The 17,022-nt window shown below is 71.3% G+C and carries 17 protein-coding genes; 3 read left to right on the top strand and 14 right to left on the bottom strand.

What is annotated here, in order from left to right; genetic code table 11:
- Positions 1–2: 2 nt before the first annotated feature.
- The 3 genes from ACIA03_RS24635 to ACIA03_RS24625 form a co-directional block, all read right to left on the bottom strand.
- A complete protein-coding gene (locus ACIA03_RS24635; protein ID WP_396987452.1) occupies positions 3–1,703 on the bottom strand; it encodes a copper resistance CopC/CopD family protein in 1,701 nt (566 codons plus the stop codon).
- Positions 1,700–2,413 carry a YcnI family protein gene (locus ACIA03_RS24630; protein WP_396987450.1) on the bottom strand — a complete coding sequence of 238 codons (714 nt, stop codon included), beginning with the start codon at positions 2,411–2,413 and terminating at the stop codon, positions 1,700–1,702. The genes ACIA03_RS24635 and ACIA03_RS24630 overlap by 4 nt, the downstream gene beginning before the upstream one ends.
- A gap of 62 nt (positions 2,414–2,475) precedes the next feature.
- Entirely contained in the window at positions 2,476–2,925 is a 450-nt protein-coding gene (locus ACIA03_RS24625) for a cell division protein FtsQ (protein WP_396987448.1), read from the bottom strand.
- Here ACIA03_RS24625 and ACIA03_RS24620 point away from each other — a divergent pair.
- Entirely contained in the window at positions 2,912–3,214 is a 303-nt protein-coding gene (locus ACIA03_RS24620; protein ID WP_396987446.1) for a hypothetical protein, read from the top strand. The two genes, ACIA03_RS24625 and ACIA03_RS24620, sit on opposite strands and share 14 nt — an antisense overlap.
- 200 nt (positions 3,215–3,414) lie before the next feature.
- Here the strand turns inward: ACIA03_RS24620 and ACIA03_RS24615 are convergent, their stop codons facing one another.
- Positions 3,415–4,044 carry a 3-oxoacid CoA-transferase subunit B gene (locus tag ACIA03_RS24615; RefSeq protein ID WP_396987444.1) on the bottom strand — a complete coding sequence of 210 codons (630 nt, stop codon included), beginning with the start codon at positions 4,042–4,044 and terminating at the stop codon, positions 3,415–3,417.
- Position 4,045: 1 nt separating this feature from the next.
- Positions 4,046–4,810, bottom strand: a complete 765-nt coding sequence (locus ACIA03_RS24610) for a CoA transferase subunit A (protein ID WP_396987442.1) — start codon at positions 4,808–4,810, stop codon at positions 4,046–4,048.
- Positions 4,811–4,938: 128 nt separating this feature from the next.
- On the opposite strand from ACIA03_RS24610, the gene ACIA03_RS24605 reads away from it, so the two are divergent.
- Entirely contained in the window at positions 4,939–5,736 is a 798-nt protein-coding gene (locus tag ACIA03_RS24605; protein WP_396987440.1) for an IclR family transcriptional regulator, read from the top strand.
- On the opposite strand, the gene ACIA03_RS24600 is transcribed toward ACIA03_RS24605, so the two are convergent.
- From ACIA03_RS24600 to ACIA03_RS24560, 9 genes are all read right to left on the bottom strand, one after another.
- Positions 5,702–7,204, bottom strand: coding sequence for an FGGY-family carbohydrate kinase (locus ACIA03_RS24600; protein WP_396987438.1), 1,503 nt, complete (start codon positions 7,202–7,204; stop codon positions 5,702–5,704). The genes ACIA03_RS24605 and ACIA03_RS24600 overlap by 35 nt on opposite strands.
- Before the next feature lie 80 nt (positions 7,205–7,284).
- On the bottom strand, positions 7,285–7,815 hold the full coding sequence (locus tag ACIA03_RS24595) for a ribose-5-phosphate isomerase (RefSeq protein ID WP_396987436.1): 531 nt from the start codon (positions 7,813–7,815) through the stop codon (positions 7,285–7,287).
- Positions 7,812–9,560, bottom strand: a complete 1,749-nt coding sequence (locus ACIA03_RS24590) for a dihydroxyacetone kinase family protein (protein WP_396987434.1) — start codon at positions 9,558–9,560, stop codon at positions 7,812–7,814. The genes ACIA03_RS24595 and ACIA03_RS24590 overlap by 4 nt, the downstream gene beginning before the upstream one ends.
- 4 nt (positions 9,561–9,564) lie before the next feature.
- Positions 9,565–10,530 carry a substrate-binding domain-containing protein gene (locus ACIA03_RS24585; RefSeq protein ID WP_396987432.1) on the bottom strand — a complete coding sequence of 322 codons (966 nt, stop codon included), beginning with the start codon at positions 10,528–10,530 and terminating at the stop codon, positions 9,565–9,567.
- 68 nt (positions 10,531–10,598) lie between these two features.
- Complete coding sequence (locus ACIA03_RS24580) at positions 10,599–11,726, bottom strand: ABC transporter permease (RefSeq protein ID WP_396987430.1); 1,128 nt, start codon at positions 11,724–11,726, stop codon at positions 10,599–10,601.
- Positions 11,723–13,330 carry a sugar ABC transporter ATP-binding protein gene (locus ACIA03_RS24575; RefSeq protein WP_396987428.1) on the bottom strand — a complete coding sequence of 536 codons (1,608 nt, stop codon included), beginning with the start codon at positions 13,328–13,330 and terminating at the stop codon, positions 11,723–11,725. Before ACIA03_RS24575 ends, ACIA03_RS24580 begins: the two co-directional genes overlap by 4 nt.
- A complete protein-coding gene (locus tag ACIA03_RS24570; RefSeq protein WP_396987426.1) occupies positions 13,327–13,986 on the bottom strand; it encodes a DUF2291 family protein in 660 nt (219 codons plus the stop codon). Before ACIA03_RS24570 ends, ACIA03_RS24575 begins: the two co-directional genes overlap by 4 nt.
- Complete coding sequence (locus ACIA03_RS24565; protein WP_396987425.1) at positions 13,983–14,813, bottom strand: triose-phosphate isomerase family protein; 831 nt, start codon at positions 14,811–14,813, stop codon at positions 13,983–13,985. The genes ACIA03_RS24570 and ACIA03_RS24565 overlap by 4 nt, the downstream gene beginning before the upstream one ends.
- Positions 14,810–15,871 (bottom strand): alcohol dehydrogenase catalytic domain-containing protein, encoded by a 1,062-nt coding sequence (locus ACIA03_RS24560; protein ID WP_396987661.1) that lies wholly within the window; start codon positions 15,869–15,871, stop codon positions 14,810–14,812. The genes ACIA03_RS24565 and ACIA03_RS24560 overlap by 4 nt, the downstream gene beginning before the upstream one ends.
- Positions 15,872–16,034: 163 nt before the next feature.
- On the opposite strand from ACIA03_RS24560, the gene ACIA03_RS24555 reads away from it, so the two are divergent.
- On the top strand, positions 16,035–17,021 hold the full coding sequence (locus tag ACIA03_RS24555) for a sugar-binding transcriptional regulator (RefSeq protein ID WP_396987423.1): 987 nt from the start codon (positions 16,035–16,037) through the stop codon (positions 17,019–17,021).
- Position 17,022: the final 1 nt, after the last annotated feature.

Genomic DNA, 17,022 nt, shown 5'->3' with positions numbered 1-17,022 from the left:
GGTCACTGTCTGACGGGGAACTTCAGCACGCCCAGCGGGCTCTCGAACTCGCCCAGTCTCAGCCCGACGGTGGCCTCCCAGGTCCCGCCCTTGGGCAGTACGACGTCGGTCTCCCAGGTGCCGGCGCCGACCGACTTCAGGGCGAGGCTGCCGAGGTCGACGTCGCCCGAGCGCAGCTTGGCGGTCGGGACCGCCGAGGCCTCGACCGGCTCGCCGGCCGCGTCCTGGATCTGCAGCCGGAGCACGTTCGGACCCGGACCCGCGGGGGTCAGCGTGGCGTAGACCCGGTGGTCGTCGCCCAGCTCCGCGGCCTGGGTGTTGGTCTGCGCGACCGCAGCCGTGCTCCCGGTGGACCCGGCCCCCGCCTGCGGCGGCTGGTCGACCAGGAAGCCGGTGACGCCGAGGACGACGACGAGCACGCCGGCCTCCATCAGCACTGCCCGGCGCAGCATCGAACCGGCCTCGACGGTGTCGTCGTGACCGGCCGCCTGACGGACGCGGGGGAGGACCAGCAGCCGGTTGCCGGCCGCCATCACCGCGACCGCGACGACCAGGGCGACCTTGGTCATCAGCAGCGTGCCGTACGTGCTGTTGAGCAGGTTGGTCCACGAGCCGAGGATCCGCCAGCCCATGAGCACGCCGGAGACGGCGAGGGCGGCCAGCGACGCGGCGGCGAGCGTCGAGAAGCGGGTGACGATCTCGGCGGCGACCGTGCCGCGCCGGGTGATCAGCGGCAGGGTCAGCGCCAGGCCGACCAGGCCACCGAGCCAGAGCGCGCCGGCGACGAGATGGACGATGTCGGTGGCGGTGACCAGCCAGGCGGGTACGACCGCTCGCGAGTGACCGACCAGCGCGGGGGCGCAGATCGCGACAAGCCCGGCGGCCGAGGCCAGGCGGGGCCGCTCGCGCAGCGCGAGCGCGGCCGCGACGCCCACGATCCCGACCAGCGCGCTGAGCCACTCCTTGCCGACCGAGGCCGGCGACCAGGCGTCGAAGGTGAGGATCGCGCCCGGTCCGCTCTCGCTCTGCAGCGCGCCGCTGGCCGGCGCCAGGGTGACCAGCGCGACCACGGCGACCATGCCGGCGAGGATCTGGACGCGCTGGACCCGGGTGACGGCACGGTCGGGGACGCGGTGCTCACCGATGATCACCCCGCGGAACCAGACCAGGCCCACGACCAGCAGCAGCGCTGCGTACTGGACGAACTGGAGGACCCCGTGGATCACCGCCGTCGCCCGGGACGGCTCCGTGGACGGCGGCGGGGCGACACTGAGGCTCGGGGCGCCGACCGCGAAGGTCAGCGAGCCGGAGATCGGGTGGCCGTCGGCCGACACCGCGCGCCAGGCGACCACGTAGGTGCCGTCGCCGAGGCTGCTCGCCGTCGCGAGGGCGACCTTCATCTCGGTGCCGCTCGCGGTCGCCTCGGAGGTGACCTCCTCGCCCTTGGCGTCGTAGACCGTCACGCCCGCCGGAGGCAGCGTCACCGCCTCGTCGAAGGTGAAGGTGATCGTCTCCGGCGCCTGCTCCAGGACCGCACCCTCCTCGGGGTCGGTGCCGATCAGCGACGCGTGTGCCTGGGCGGGGGAGATACCGAGCAGGACGGCGTACGCAGCGGCAGCGAGCACCACCAGCAGCCGCCCCAGGCCGCGCCGGCCCAGGCCCCGGTGGTCGGGGCCGGGCCGGCGCGTCAGGGGAGCACTCACGCCTTACGACGCCCCAGCGCGAGGGCCGTCGAGCCCGCGATCAGGCCGAGGACGCCGGCGCCGGCGCCGACACCGCCCCACAGGTTGCTGTCGTCGTCCTCGGTCTCCGCGGCGGCCGGCTCGACCTTCTCGGCGGACTCCTCGGCGCTGTGGCTGTGGCCGTGGCCGTCGTCGGCGACCGCCTCGGTGACCTCGAAGGACGGGGCCGGGCTCTCGGGCTCGTCCGTGGCGCCCTCGGGCGTCTCCTCGATCCAGGCGGTCTCGCCCTTCTCGCAGGTCTGGACCGTCGGGAAGGCGAGGGTGCCCTCCTTCTCCGGCAGCTGCAGCGAGACCTCGAAGGCGTCGCGCTGGCCGTCGGGCAGCGGGGTCTTCGCGGTGTAGACGATGGTCGCGTCGCGTTCGGTCAGCTCGTTGCCGTGGGCGTCCTTGACCGGCTCGGCGAGCTTCTCGGTGGTGACCTTCACGTCGTAGAACGGCTGGCGGGTCGGGGTGACCGTGTTGATCCCCTCCGGCACCTGGATGGTGATCTTGGTGGTCGGGGAGTCTTCGCAGCCGTGGCCGACGCTGAAGGTCAGCACCGAGTAGGCGCCGGCCGCGGTCTCGGTCGGGGTGACCGTGACGTGCGCGGAGGCCGGGGCGGCGACGAGGAAGGTGATGCCCGCGGCAGCGATGGCGGGCGCGCCGAGGCGCGCGAGGGTACGTCGAGACATGAGTTGTTGCTTTCTGTGGAGTGTCTGCTGATGGGCGTGTGCCCAGGTGTCGGGTCGGGTCCTCAGGCGAGGACCGGCGGCCCTCTTCCCGCAGCGACGTGGGTCCACAGGTGGTTGCGCAGAACGATCGTCTGCGTCAGGGGGAGAAGGCGGAGCGGGATCAGGGTCCGGGGCGTCTCGAGCGCCCGGGAGATGACCCGCCAGGCCCGGCGGTGCAGCAGCCATACGACGACGGTGAGCACCGCGGCCGCGGTGTGCGCGACCAGCATCGAGGTGTCGCCGGTGCCGCTGTCGTGCATGTGGGCGGGTGCTGCATATGCCTCGAACGCCTCGTGCATCCCCAGCTGCGCCGCCCCGGCCAGCACCGCGCCCACGACGATGCCGATCCTCCGTTGCAGCACCACGACACCGGCGCCGAAGGCAGCGAACCCGGTCGCCACCAGCCACAACGCGTCCGGCAGCTCCCCGCCACCGGCCAGGTGGGCCAGGCTGGACCCGGTGGTGATCTCCACCGCCGCGAGCAGCGCCAGCCACACGCTCCCGCGCGTCGGCCGCACCACCCTCAAATCCACGCGGCACATTGTCGCAGATGCCGAGAAGGCGCGCGCGTCGGCCGAGCCGTCACGTACGTCGGCCGAGCCGTCACGTACGTCGGCCGAGCCGTCACGTACGTCGGCCGAGCCGTCACGTACGTCGACCGAGCCGTCACGTACGTCGACCGAGATGTCGCTCCCGTCGGCCGAGACGTCGCTCCCGTCGGCCGAGACGGCACCCCCGTGCCAACTCGACCAACCTAAGTGACGTCTCGGCCGTCGCCGCTGACGTCTCGGCCGTCGCGGCTGACGTCTCGGCCGTCGCGGCTGACGTCTCGGCCGTCGCGGCTGACGTCTCGGCCGTCGCGGCTGACGTCTCGCCCGACGCGGCTGACGTCTCGCCCGACGCGGCTGACGTCTCGCCCGACGCGGCTGACGTCTCGCCCGACGCGGCTGACCTCTCCGCGGTCAGCGCAGGATCGGAGGCTCGGTCTTCTCCTCGACCTCACCGAACGTGACGTCAGGGGCGAGCTCGACGAGGCGCAGGCCCTCGGGAGTGATGTCGAGGACGCAGAGGTCGGTGATGATGCGCTGCACGACACCGAGGCCGGTGTAGGGCAGCGAGCACTCGTTCACGATCTTGTAGGAGCCGTCGCGGGCGACGTGCTCCATCAGCACGACGACCTTCTTGGCGCCGTGGACGAGGTCCATCGCGCCACCCATGCCCTTGACCATCTTGCCGGGGATCATCCAGTTGGCCAGATCGCCGGAGGAGGAGACCTGCATGGCGCCGAGGATGGCGGCGTCGATCTTGCCGGAGCGGATCATCCCGAAGCTCATGGCGGAGTCGAAGAAGCTCGCGCCCTTGCGTACGGTGACCGTCTCCTTGCCGGCGTTGATCAGGTCGGGGTCGACGGCGTCCTCGGTGGGGTAGGCACCGGTGCCGAGGATGCCGTTCTCGCTCTGCAGGACCAGCTCGACGTCGTCGGGTACGTAGTTGGGCACCAGCGTCGGCAGCCCGATGCCGAGGTTGACGTAGTCGCCGTCGGAGAGCTCCGCGGCGGCGCGGGCGGCCATCTCTTCACGTGTCCATGCCATGTCAGCGGACCGTCCTCTTCTCGATGCGCTTGTCGGCGGCCTGTTCGGGGGTCAGGGGCACGACGCGGTGGACGTAGACCCCGGGGAGGTGGACCTCGTTGGGGTCGAGATCGCCGGGCTCGACGAGCTCCTCGACCTCCGCGATCGTGATCTGGCCGGCCATCGCGGCCAGCGGGTTGAAGTTGCGGGCGGAGTCCTTGAAGACGAGGTTGCCGTGGCGGTCGCCCTTCCAGGCCCGCACGATGCCGAAGTCGGCGACGATGGCCTCCTCGAGCACGAACTCCTGCTCGCCGTCGCGCGTCTCGAAGGTCATCACCGGCTTCTCGGGCGAGGTCTTGATGACGTTGCCGGCGTCGTCGTACTTCCACGGCAGCCCGCCCTGCGCCACCTGGGTGCCGACGCCGGTGCGGGTGTAGAACGCGGCGATGCCGGAGCCGCCCGCGCGCATCCGCTCGGCGAGCGTGCCCTGCGGGGTCAGCTCGACCTCGAGGTCACCGGAGAGGTACTGCCGCGCGAACTCCTTGTTCTCTCCCACGTACGAGGCGACCACGCGGCGCAGGCGGCCTGCGCCGAGCAGCAGGCCCAGGCCCCAGTCGTCGACACCGGCGTTGTTGGAGACCACCTCGAGGTCGGTCACACCGGCCTCGAGGATTGCGTTGATGAGCACCGAGGGGATGCCGCACAACCCGAACCCACCGACCGTGAGGGTCGCTCCGTTCGGGATGTCCGCGACCGCCTCGGCGGCTGAGGAGATGACCTTGTCCATGATGATCAGTCAAGGGCGGGCGCGCCGCCCGGTCAATAGATGATCGTGAGTTCACACTCGATCTTTCGTTGACCGACCCCGCTGCCGCGAATGCGTTCACTCAGTGGACGTCGCCTATCGTACGTCCCATGGAACCCGGTCCGGACACGACCCAGCCCAGCGTGATCCGCCGCAGCGCACACCTGCTGCGGCTGCTCGCCGCGCGCGAGCCGGAAGGTGCCACGACCACCCTGCTCGCGACGACCGCCGCCATCCCGCGCCCGACCACCCACCGGCTGCTCAGCGCCCTCCAGGAGGAGGGGCTGGTGGAGCGTGACAACAGCACCGGCGCGTGGCATCTGGGGCCGGAGTGCTTCCTGCTCGGCGCGGCCGCGACCACCCGCCACGACATCACCCCGGCGGCCCGGGCGGCGGTGCTGCGCCTCGCCCGGGAGACGGGGGAGAGCGCCTTCTTCTCGATCCGGCGCGGCGACGAGACCGTCTGCGTCCTGCGCGAGGACGGCAGCTTCCCGATCCGCTCCCACGTGCTCCACGAGGGCATCCGGTTCCCGCTCGGGGTCGCCTCGGCGGGCCTGGCGATCCTGGCGCTCATGCCCGAGTCGCGGCGCGAGGCCTACCTGGCTCGCACCGACCTCGTTCCCGTCTACGGCGAGGAGCATTCGGCGTCCGCTCTGCGGAAGCGCATCGCCGCGACCCGCGAGCTCGGCTTCGCGGTCAACCCGGGTCTGATCGTCGTCGGCAGCTGGGGTCTGGGCGCCGCGGTCTTCGACGCCCACGGCCAGCCCTACGGAGCCTTGAGCATCACCGGGATCGAGGCCCGCCTCGCCCCACCGCGCCAGGCCGAGCTGGGCCGCCTCCTCCTGGAGGCGGCCCACAGCCTGACCGCGAAGGCTACATCCGGACCCGAGTCGAGGCCTCCTGCATGAGGGCGAGGCGGTGCACCTGGTCACGGGTGGCGGGATAGAGCTGGGTGAAGGTGGCGTAGAGCTCGTCGTAGACCGCCCGGTTCGCGGGGTTGGGCACGACCTCGCCGACGATCCGGGTCCAGTCGGTGTCCGGCGCAACCAGGCCGGAGCCGATGGCCGCCAGGAGCGCATCTCCGTAGGACGCCCCGATGGTCTGCTCGGGCACCAGCTGGCGGATCCCGGTGACGTCGCTGACGATCTGGCTCCAGGGTCCGCTCCTGGTGCCGCCCCCGACGGTGACCACCCGGGACGCGGGGCCACCGGCGACCTCGAGGAGCTCGAGGATCTGGCGTACGCCGTAGGCGATCCCCTCGTAGACGGCTCGATAGAGGTGTCCGCGCCCGTGACGCAGGGAGAGCCCGGCGACGACGCCCCGGGCGTGCGGGTCGAAGAGCGGGGTGCGCTCACCGGCGAAGTAGGGCAGCACGACGAGCCCCTCCGCGCCGGGCGGGGTGAGCTCCGCCTCCTGCACGAGCGTGGCGATGTCGACCTTCCCGGTGAGCTCCTGGACCCAGGAGAGCAGGCTCCCGGAGGTCGCCATCCCGCCCGCGAGCGTCATCACGTCCGGTTGCACGCTCTGGGCGGTCCACAGCGGAGGACACGCCTTCAGGTCGCGGCCGACCTGCACGAAGAACATCGTCGAGCCGTACATCAGCATCAGGTCTCCCGGCTGCCGGACACCACAGCTGAACGCCTCGGCCCAGGCATCGACGGAGCCGGCCATGACCGGCGTGCCGACGGGCAGCCCGGTCGCCGCGGACGCGTCGGCGTGCAACGTGCCGACCACCTCGCCGGACCATGCGAGCCGGGGCATCGCCAGGTCGCCGAGGATCTCCTCCACCCAGTCGCCGGCCCATTTCTCGGCCGCGATGTCGTAGAGCGGGGCGCACTGGCTGGCGGTGTGGTGATCGAGGATGTATTCGCCGGTGAGCCGGGCGACGACGTACGAGCTCGAGCCGAACCAGCGGCGGGTCCGCGCCCACACCTCGGGCTCGTGACGCCGGATCCAGAGCAGCTTGGGGCCGACCGCCTGGGAGCTGAGCTCGCTGCCGGCCCGGTCGAGGACGGCGTCCGCGCCGAACCGCTCGGTGAGCTCCTCGATCTCGGCCGAGGCCCGGCTGTCGATGCCGTAGAGGATGCCCGGCCGGAGCGGGGTGAGGTCGTCGTCGGTGACCAGGACGCACGGGCCGATCCCGCTGACGCAGAGCCCGGCGATCGTGTGGCCACGGGCGTGCAGCGCCAGCTCCCGGCAGATCGAGACCACCTCACCCCACCAGATGGTCTCCGCGTCCATCTCGGCGTGGCCGGCGTGGGGCAGCGACATCTGATGGCGTCGCATCGTCTTGGCGATCACGACGCCCTCGGCGGTGGCCAGCACGCCCTTGCTGCTTCCGGTGCCGACATCGACCCCCACGACCAAGGCAGCCATTTACCCTCCCAGTCGCGCCGGACAGCGGTGTCCGACAGCCTCGACGGCGTGATCGGTCGATCCTAGTGGCCGTCGGGCACTCAGCAGCTCGAGGGTTGTTCCTGGTCGGCGGCGCCCTGCTCGGCGGCGCCTTGCTCATACTGGCCGATGGCCGCGACCTTCGCCGCCGAGGCCGACTCGGGGTCGAACTCGTAACCCAGCCACTCCTTGGCGAGGCGGCGGGCGAGCTCGATCCCGACGACGCGCTGGCCCATGCACAGGACCTGGGCGTGGTTGCTGAGCACCGCCCGCTCGACCGAGAAGCTGTCGTGCGCCGTGACGGCGCGTACGCCGGGCACCTTGTTGGCGCTGATGGCGACGCCGAGCCCGGTGCCGCACACGAGCAGCGCCCGGTCGACCCGTCCGTCGGCGACCAGCTGAGCCGCCGCGGCCGCGACGTGCGGGTACGCCGTGTGCTCGCCGGTCGTGATGCCGACGTCGATCACCTCCGCGACGCGGGGGTCGGCCTCCAGGTCGGACTTCAGGATGTCGCGATAGGTCAGACCGGCGTCGTCGCAGCCGACGGCGATCCGCAGTCCTTCGGTGGCTGGCTCGGTGGCTGGCTCGTTCATGAGGACTCCTCGAGAATCTGGCGGGTCTGGTCGAGCTGCTCCCCGATCGCGGTGACGATCAGGGCCAGCGAGACGGCACCGGCGTCAGGCGTGCCGATGCTGCGTTCGGCGAGGGGTCGGGCCCGTCCGACCTTCGGCACCATGGGCGCGGTCGCGTCGGCGGCCGCGGTGCAGGTCTCGGCGGCGGCGCGCCACGCCTGGGCGAGCGGGAGGGAGGCCCCGGCGCCGCGCTCGAGGGCGTCGGCGAAGGGGCAGAGCGCGTCGAGCATCGTCTTGTCCCCGAGCTCGGCACGACCGAAGGACTGCACCTTGGTCGCGCCCGCCCGCACCGCGGCGGCGAGCCGGTCGAGGGTGACCGGCTCCTGGTTGCCGAGGCTCTCGCCGACGGTGTCGAGGAGCAGGCCCCACAGGATCCCGCTCGTGCCGCCGGCGCGGTCGCCGAACGCGGCGCCCGCCGCGCTGAGCACCGAATGGACACCGCCGCCCCCGGCGACGGCCACCTCCGCCGCCTCGACGGCCGCTCTGGAGCCGCGGCTCATGCCGATGCCGTGGTCGCCGTCGCCGGCGACCGCGTCGATCTCACCGAGCCGGTCCTTGTGCGCCTCGACCGTCGCCGCGAGGGTGGCGAGGAGGCTTTGCGCAACGGCCGCGTGCCGGCGGGAAGCCGGGCTCGCCGTCTCCTGGGTGTCCACCGCGATGGCACCGGCCGAGGCCGCACGCTCGGTGAACCGTCCGCCGGCCACGGCCTGGCCCCGCCGGTAGGCCGGGGTGTCGGCCGGCGCCTGCCACAGCGGGGCGAGCTCGTCGTCGAGCCAGGTCACGGTCAGCGAGCAGCCCGCCATGTCGAGGCTGGTGACAAGCTCGCCGACCTCCGGGTCGACCAGGTCGACCCCCGCGGCCCGCAACCGGGGCTCGACCTCGCTCCAGAGCACGTAGAGCTCCTCGTACTTCGTCGCCCCGAGGCCGTTGAGAAGGACCGCGGCCCGCCCGTCGGCCGAGTCGGGCCGCTCGGCGAGCACCCGGTCGACCAGCTGGTCGGCCAGCCGCGCGGCGGGGATCCAGTCGGTGGTGCTGATGCCCGGCTCCCCGTGGATCCCGAGCCCGAAGTCGACCTGGCCGTCCTGCACGTGGAACAGCGCGTCGCTCGCCCCCGGCAGCGTGCAGCCGTCGAACGCCACCCCGAAGGAGTACGTCGCCGCGTTGGCGTGCCGCATGAGCCGCTCGACCTGGTCCAGGTCCCGGCCCTCCTCGGCCGCGGCGCCTGCCACCTTGTAGACGGTGAAGGTCCCGGCGATGCCGCGGCGGTCGCCCTCGGCGCCGGGTGGGGCGGAGGCCACGTCGTCGGTCACCCACACGACGCGTACGTCCACCCCTTCTGCCCGCAGCCGGTCGGCCGCCGCGCCGAAGTTGAGCCGGTCACCGGCGTAGTTGCCGAAGGCCAGCACCACCCCCGCGCCGCCGTGCGCGGCGCGGGCGATGCGGTAGACCTGCTCGGCGGACGGCGAGGCGAAGATGTCGCCGAGCACGGCGCCGTCGGCGAAGCCGGGGCCGACGACCCCGTTGTAGGAGGGGTAGTGGCCCGACCCGCCCCCGATGACGAGCGAGACCTTGCCGGCCAGGGGACCGCCCGCGCGGATGAACCCGGAGGCGTCGGGGACGCGTTCGACGTAGCGGGGGTGGGCGGCGGCGAAGCCGGTGAGGACGTCGCTCTTGAAGGTGTCGGGATCGTTGTAGATGTGGGTCATCGGGTCACTCGCTGATGACGAAGTTCTCGACCGAGTCGACGTTGTCCTTGGTGATGAGGACGCAGTCCAGAGCCTGCTTCTCCTCCGAGACGCCGGTCTCGCCGGTCCGGATGACGCTGTCGAGCTGCTCGATCGCGCGGTTGGTGCCCTCGACGATCGGCTGGACCACCGTGGCCACCAGCTCGCCGGACCTCACCGCGTCGACGGCGTCCTGGCTGCCGTCGAAGCCGAGGACCTTGACCTGGTCGAGCTTGCCCTTGGCCTTGAGGGCGTTGACCGCGCCGAGCGCCATCTCGTCGTTGCCCGAGATGACCCCCGTGATGTCGGGGTTCTTCGCGAGCAGGGCCTCCATCTTCTCCTGGCCCTCCTGGCGGTCCCAGTTCGCGATCTCCTGGCCGACCTTCTTCAGGTCCGGGTACTGGCTCAGGACCTGCTTGTAGCCGTCGGAGCGGACCTGGGCGTTGTTGTCGCTGGGGTTGCCGAACAGCTCGACGTACGTCCCCTTGTAGTTCATCGACGCGGCCCAGGCCTCGGCGCCGACGGTGGCCCCCTGGGCGTTGTTGGAGACGATCTGGGAGGCCGCGAGCCCGGTCTGGGAGATCTCGGCGTTGATCAGCACGATCGGGATGTCGGCGTCGACGACCTTCTGCACCGCGGCGATCGACTCGTCCGCCCCGGCGGGGTCGAGCAGGATGCCGTCGACCTTGTCGTTGACGGCGGTCTCGATCAGGGTGTTCTGCTCGTCCGGGTCGTTGTTGTGGGCGGCGGTGTAGGAGTCGTAGCCCAGGTCGGTGGCGGCCTTCTTCGCGGTGTCGACCTCGGCCTTCCAGTAGGGGTTGGAGGGGTCGACGGTGATGATGGCGATGGTGCCGCCGCCCTTGCCGCCTGCGTCGTCGGTGGCCTCCGCACCGCACGCGGCCATGCTCAGGGCGAGCCCGGTGGCGGCGATGCCGGCGAGAATTCTCTTCATGGTGTGTGTCCTCTCGATCGGTCGCGGACCTGCCGCGTCCTGGGGGTGGGAACGGTTGGCTGTGGTGCTCATGCGCGCGTGCTCGCGGCGGAGCGGACCTCGGCCGCGGCCCGCCGCGCTGCCCCGCGGTTCTGGGCGATCTGCTGGATCCGGTCGACGGCGACGGCGAGGATGATCACCGCACCGGTGATGACCTGCTGCCAGAACGGCGAGACGCCGACGATGACCAGGCCGTTGGCGAGGAACCCGATCACGAAGGCGCCGATGATGGTGCCCTTGACCGTGCCGCGACCTCCCGAGAGAGCCGCGCCGCCGATGACGACCGCGGCGATCGCGTTGAGCTCGTAGAACTGGCCCAGGTCGGCGGTCGCGGAGCTGATGTTGGCGATCTGGAGCAGACCGACGATGCCGGCACAGGTGCCCGCGATCACGTAGATCCGCGTCTTGACCCGGGTCACCGGCACGCCGGAGAGCTCCGCGGCCCGCTCGTTGCTGCCGCTGGCGTAGAGCCAGCGGCCGAACGGCGAGCGGACCAGCAGGATCGAGGCCAGGATCGCGAGCACGATCATCACCCAGGCGGAGATCGGCAGCCCGAGGGGGCGGCTGGCGAAGACCTCGAAGAAACCGGTGTTGCCCAGCCCCTCCTGACCGCGGAGCTCGTTGGTGATGTTCTGTCCGTCGAGCAGCACCTCGGTCAGGCCGCGACCCACGTAGAGCATGCCCAGCGTGACGATGAACGGGGCGAGCCGGAGCCGTGAGATCAGCAGTCCGTTGGCGTAGCCGACCAGGGCCCCGACCCCGACGGAGACGACCACGATCACCCAGACCTGCGGGAACATGATCGCCTGGGTCAGCGGGAGGTCGAGGCCGCGGAAGAGGTTGCCCGCCACGGCGCCGGTCAGCCCCACGGTCGAGCCGACCGAGAGGTCGATCCCGCCGTTGAGGATGACCATGAGCATGCCGAGCGCCAGGATCGCGTTGAAGGCGACCTGCTTGGTGATGGTCACCAGGTTTCCGGGGTCGAGGTAGTTGTCGCTGAGCAGCGCGAACACGGCGATGATGAGGATCAGGGCGAGCAGGGCCCGGCCCTCCACCAGCGCGTTGCTGAGCGTGATCGAGCGGAGCCGGGAGGTGAGGCCCCCGGCGGGGCTCTGCGGGCGTGGTGTCGCCTCGGCCGATGCGTTGGTTGCGGTCATTGCTTGCCTCCGATGGCTTCGTCGGTGGTCGTGGTGCTGGGTGCCTGGCCGGCTGACTCGCCGGACGCGGCCATGACCTCGGCCCGGCTGCTCGTACGCGGGTCGAACTCGCGCACGATGCGGCCCTTGTTCATCACGACGATGCGATGGGATGCGGTCATCGCCTCGCCGATCTCGGAGGTGACGTAGAGGACCCCGAGGCCCTTCCGGGCCTCCTTGAAGAGCAGGGCGAAGATCTCGCCCTTGGCCCCGACGTCGATGCCGCGGGTGGGCTCGTCGAGGAGCAGCACGGTCGGATCGGTCATCAGCAGCTTGCCGATGACGACCTTCTGCTGGTTTCCGCCGGACAGGGAGGTGATCGGGGTGCCCGGCCCCGCGGCCTTGACGGTGACCTCGTCCATCCCGCGCCGGATGCGCCCGGACTCCGCGGTCCGGGAGATCAGGCCTCGCTGGACCACGGTTCGCAGACCTGCGAGCGAGAGGTTGCTGCCGACGCTGAGCAGCTGGACGACGCCGTCGCGCTGCCGGTCCTCGGGGACGAGCCCGAGGCCACGGGAGATGCGTTCGCTGACGCTGAGCCCGGCGATGTCCTCGCCGTTCAGCAGCACCTCGCCGGCGGTCATCGGATCGCGACCGGCAAGCGTCTCCATCAGCTCGGTCCGGCCGGCGCCCATCAGCCCGTAGAGGCACACGATCTCGCCGGCGCGTACGTCGATGGAGACGTCGTCGACCACGATCCGTCCGGTGGCGAGGTCTGCGACGGTGAGGTCGCGGACGGAGAGCGCGACGTCACCGAAGTCACGAGGCTCCTCACGGAAGTCGTACTCCGCCTGCCGGCCGGTCATCCGGTGCACCACCCAGGGCAGGTCGATCTCGCTGGCCGGCTCGTGCGCCACCAGCTCGCCGTCGCGCAGCACCACCGCGTGGTCGGCGATGCTGATCGCCTCCTCGAGGTGGTGGGAGATGTAGACGATCGCGACGCCGTTCGCGGTGAGCTCCCGAATGACCCGGAACAGCACCTCGACCTCGCTCGCGCTGAGGGCGGAGGTCGGCTCGTCCATGATCAGGATTCGGGCCTCGGCCGCCAGCGCCCGCGCGATCTCGACGATCTGCTGCTGGCCCATCCGGAGATCCGCGACCAGCGTCTGGGGCGCGATCTCCTCCTCGAGCTGACGCATCAGCCGCGAAGCGATCTCGGCCTCGCGGGCGTAGTCGATCCCACCCATCCGGGTGTGCAGCTCGCGGCCGAGGAAGATGTTGTCGCGCACGTTGAGGTTCGGGCACAGGTTCGTCTCCTGGTGGATGATCGAGATGCCTCGCCCCACCGCGTCGACGGTGTTCTCCAGGGTGACGGGCTCCTCGTGCAGGACCAGCTGTCCGCCGGTGGGCTGCTCGACGCCCGAGAGGATCTTCATCAGCGTCGACTTCCCGGCACCGTTCTCCCCGAAGAGCACGGTGACCTGGCCGGCGCGGACCTCGAAGTCGACACCCTTGAGCGCCTTGGTGACGCCGTACGTCTTGGAGATCCCGACGGCGCGCAGCACCACCTGACCGATCTCGGCGGTGGTCCCGGAAGGAGCGGCTTCTGCGGCCGGCGCGCTCATCGGACGACCTCCACGGTCAGCGGCTGGATCTGCACGGGCTTGGCCGCGGGCTGCGGCATGCCGGTGTCGGTGACGCTGACGATGCCGGTGAAGTCGAGCGTGGTGCCCGGCGCGAGCTTCCCGCCCGTGCCCTGGGCGACCTGGTCGCTGACGAGCGCCTTCAGCTCGTCGCCGACCTGCTGGTAGGTGGTCTGGTTGGAGGCGTCCCCGAACGAGAAGCCGAGGGCGTCGCGCAGGACCGCGCCGTTGACGGACGGTCCGGACGCGAGGCTGAGCGGGGTCGTCTCCGGGACGCCGTCCACCGTGATGTCGACCGCCTGCTGCTGCGTCGCGACGACGGTCGCGGTGCCGCGTACGGGGAAGAGGTAGGTGGTGTCGTTGGGCCGGGACGCCTTCAGGTCGTCGGCGGTCTCGGCGACATCCTTCTGGAGTCCGGTGAGGAGATCGGGAAGCGGTGTCGCCGCATCGGGGACGGTCTCGTTCGCCTTGGCGAAGAGGTCCTCGGCGGTCTGGGCAGGGTCGAACTTCTCCGGGCCGATCGAGGCCAGCTCGTCGGGGGTGACGAAGCGGGTGCTGAGCGTCATCGCGACGAGGAGCGCGGCGAGGGCCACCGCTCCGCCGATGCGGAAGGGGGTGAGGCGGTGGTGTCGTGTCATCTTGGGTCCTTTCGAACGATCGCGGACACGAGGTCGGGGGTTCTGCGTTCACCGAGCGCTTCGGCGCAACGGCGGGCGAGGTCGAGGAGGCCGGACGCGGTCCAGGCGGCGCGACCGACGAAGAGGCCGTCCACGTCGAGCCCCGTGACCAGGTCGGCGACGTTGCCCGGGTGGACGCTGCCGCCGTAGAGGACGGCGGAGGGCGTACCGGCCATCTCCTCCGCCAGCGCCTGACGCACGGTGGCGAGCCCGTCGGCGACCTCGTCCGGTGTGGCGGCACGGCCGCCGGAGCCGATCGCCCAATGAGGCTCGTACGCCACCAGCAGCTCATCCGGCCGGGAGCTCCCGAGCCGGCTCAGTGCGCTGCGCACCTGGCGGGCCAGGACGTCCTCGGTCCCGCCCCGGGCGCGCTCGGCGGTGGTCTCGCCGACGCACACGAGGGGCGTCAGCCCGGCGGAGACCGCCGCCACGACCTTGTCGGCGACCATGTCGTCGGTCTCGCCGAGCAGGGTGCGGCGCTCGGCATGGCCGATCTCGACGATGCTCGCGCCGGCGTCGCGCACCATGCTCATCGACACCTCGCCGGTGACGGCGCCCTCCGGCCCCGGGTGAGCGTTCTGTGCGCCGAGGGCGACCCCGGTGCCGGCCAGCCGATCGCGGACCGCGGCCAGGGCGGTGGCGGCGGGCAGGACGAACAGCCGGACCTCGGGCGGCACGCTCCCTGCCTCGACCGCCGAGCGCAGGGCGTCGGCGTACGCCCCGGCCTCGCCCAGGGTCTTCGTCATCTTCCAGCTCGTGCCGAGCCGGAACGGGGCCGCGGCGGTCACGGGATCAGCGAGACCTTGATCGACTCGGTGCCGCGTGCCACCAGGTCGAGGCCGTCCTGGAACCGGGCCAGGGGCAGCTGGTGGGTGCAGATCTCGTCCAGCGGGAGCGCACCCGACTCGAGCATCCGGATCGCGGCCGGCCAGCAGTGCGGGCCGAGGTGGGCGCCACGTACGTCGAGCTCCTTGTCGTCGCTGATGATGCTCCAGTCGACGGTGACCTCGGAGCCGAAGACGCCGTACTCCACGTAGGTGCCGAGCTTGCGCAGCACGTTGAGCCCCTGGAGCACCGCGGAGGGGTGTCCGGTGCCCTCGAGGTAGACGTCGGCGCCGTAGCCGTCGGTGATCGAGCGGACGAATTCGACCGGGTCCTGCTCGGCGATGTTGACGATGTCGGTCGCGCCGCACTTGATGGCCAGGTCCAGCTTCTCGGGCGCCATGTCGAGGGCGACCACGCGTGCGGGCGACTTGGCCGCGGCGCCGGCGATCATGCCGAGGCCGATCGGCCCGCAGCCGGCGACCACCACGACGTCGTCGAAGCTGATCCGGGCCCGCTCGACGGCGTGCAGGGAGCAGGACAGCGGCTCGGCGAACGCCGCATGCGCGGGAGGCAGGTCCTTGCTGATCCGGTGCACCAGGGAGGCGGGGGAGAAGACCATGTACTCGGCCATCGCGCCCGGGGTGCTGCGCTTGAAGCCGAACATGTCGTGCGGCCCGCACATCCAGTACTCCCCGCGCCGGCAGTAGCGACACTCCCCGCACGGCACGATCTGCTCGGCGACGACCCGGTCGCCGACCTCGACTCCCCACCGCCTGCGGGCCTCCTCGTCGAGGGCGACGACCTCGCCGGTGAACTCGTGTCCGGGGATGACGTCGGTCTCGGCCCAGGCGGGCCGGTTCTCGTCACCCCAGAACTTCGCGGCGCCGTGGTAGCACTTCAAGTCGCTCGCGCAGATGCCGACGGCCTCGACCCGGATCAGCGCCTCGCCGGGTCCTGGGACAGGGATCGGGACCTCCTCGAAGCGGTAGTCCTCGGGCCCGTGGCAGACGACTGCCTGCATCGTGCGCCGGTCGAGCTCTGAAGTTGCCTGCGTCATGGGGACCTCCAGTTAGTGATCTTGATCACTCGAACTCGTCCACCGTCCCACAGGTCGCGAACAAATGTCCAGAACAGATTTTCACGAATGGTCGAATCCGTGGGCGCGGCTGTGGAAGAGTGGTGCCGTGGAGAACACAGGCGGAGCGCACGGCCACCAGCCGATCCTGGAGGCCGCAGGGGCGGGCAGCACACGCTTCACCCCCGAGGTCATGCACGCGGCGGCGACGCTCTACTACCTCAAGGAGGCGACCCAGGCCCAGGTTGCCCAGCAGCTCGGCATCAGCCGCGCGACCGTCAGCCGGGTGCTCTCCGAGGCACGTCGCACGGGCATCGTCCGCATCGAGGTCATCGACCCGGCGACCCGGCGTGCCTCCGAGATGGAGGAGCGGCTCTGCGAGGCCCTCGGCCTCGCCAGGGTGTTCGTCGCTCGCGGATTCCACCGCTCGCTCACCGGAGCGGCGCTCGCCGCCCGGCTCGGCGAGGCGCTGACCGAGATCGGACTGAAGGCCGGCGACGTGCTGCTGGTCTCCTCCGGTCGCACCGTGTGGGAGGTGAGCCAGGAGGCGCTGCCGTCCTTCCCGGGGGTCGTGGTGACGCCGACCGTCGGTGGACAGGACGAGCCCGAGGCCTGGTACCAGACCAACGAGATCACCCGGATGTTCGCCGAGCAGCTCGACGGCCGTCCGGTCTTCCTCTATGCCCCGGCCCAGCCGGGCGCCGACCTGCACCGGCTGCTGCTCCAGGATCCGAGCACGCGTCGCGTACTCGACCTGTGGAGCCAGGCGCGGGTGGCCGTGCTCGGCATCGGCGCGCCGCCGCTGACCCGTGAGTCGCTGCCCGGCTACGTGCCGCGCGACGCGCCCTGGCTACGGGAGGCGGCCGGCGACATCTGCACCAGGTTCTTCGACGAGGAGGGGCGGCCGTTGCCCTATCCCGAGGAGTTCCTCATCGCCACGACCTACGAGGTGCTCAGGGCGATCCCGCACACCATCGCGATGGCGGTCGGTCCGACGAAGGTGCCCAGCATCATCGCGGGCGCGCGGGCCGGCTGGTTCGACACCCTGATCACCGACGAGGACACCGCGGTCCGGATGCTCGACAAGCTGGGGTGAG

The sequence above is a fragment of the Nocardioides sp. NPDC051685 genome (assembly GCF_044453405.1).
Lineage (GTDB): Bacteria > Actinomycetota > Actinomycetes > Propionibacteriales > Nocardioidaceae > Nocardioides.
This window is presented reverse-complemented; position numbering and strand designations above follow the sequence as displayed.

Coding starts and splice junctions, on each gene's coding strand:
- ACIA03_RS24630 (WP_396987450.1), bottom strand. CDS start 2,413: ATGTCTCGACGTACCCTCGCGCGCCTCGGCGCGCCCGCCATCGCTGCC.
- ACIA03_RS24615 (WP_396987444.1), bottom strand. CDS start 4,044: ATGGCATGGACACGTGAAGAGATGGCCGCCCGCGCCGCCGCGGAGCTC.
- ACIA03_RS24610 (WP_396987442.1), bottom strand. CDS start 4,810: ATGGACAAGGTCATCTCCTCAGCCGCCGAGGCGGTCGCGGACATCCCG.
- ACIA03_RS24605 (WP_396987440.1), top strand. CDS start 4,939: ATGGAACCCGGTCCGGACACGACCCAGCCCAGCGTGATCCGCCGCAGC.
- ACIA03_RS24600 (WP_396987438.1), bottom strand. CDS start 7,204: ATGGCTGCCTTGGTCGTGGGGGTCGATGTCGGCACCGGAAGCAGCAAG.
- ACIA03_RS24595 (WP_396987436.1), bottom strand. CDS start 7,815: ATGAACGAGCCAGCCACCGAGCCAGCCACCGAAGGACTGCGGATCGCC.
- ACIA03_RS24590 (WP_396987434.1), bottom strand. CDS start 9,560: ATGACCCACATCTACAACGATCCCGACACCTTCAAGAGCGACGTCCTC.
- ACIA03_RS24585 (WP_396987432.1), bottom strand. CDS start 10,530: ATGAAGAGAATTCTCGCCGGCATCGCCGCCACCGGGCTCGCCCTGAGC.
- ACIA03_RS24580 (WP_396987430.1), bottom strand. CDS start 11,726: ATGACCGCAACCAACGCATCGGCCGAGGCGACACCACGCCCGCAGAGC.
- ACIA03_RS24575 (WP_396987428.1), bottom strand. CDS start 13,330: ATGAGCGCGCCGGCCGCAGAAGCCGCTCCTTCCGGGACCACCGCCGAG.
- ACIA03_RS24570 (WP_396987426.1), bottom strand. CDS start 13,986: ATGACACGACACCACCGCCTCACCCCCTTCCGCATCGGCGGAGCGGTG.
- ACIA03_RS24560 (WP_396987661.1), bottom strand. CDS start 15,871: ATGCAGGCAGTCGTCTGCCACGGGCCCGAGGACTACCGCTTCGAGGAG.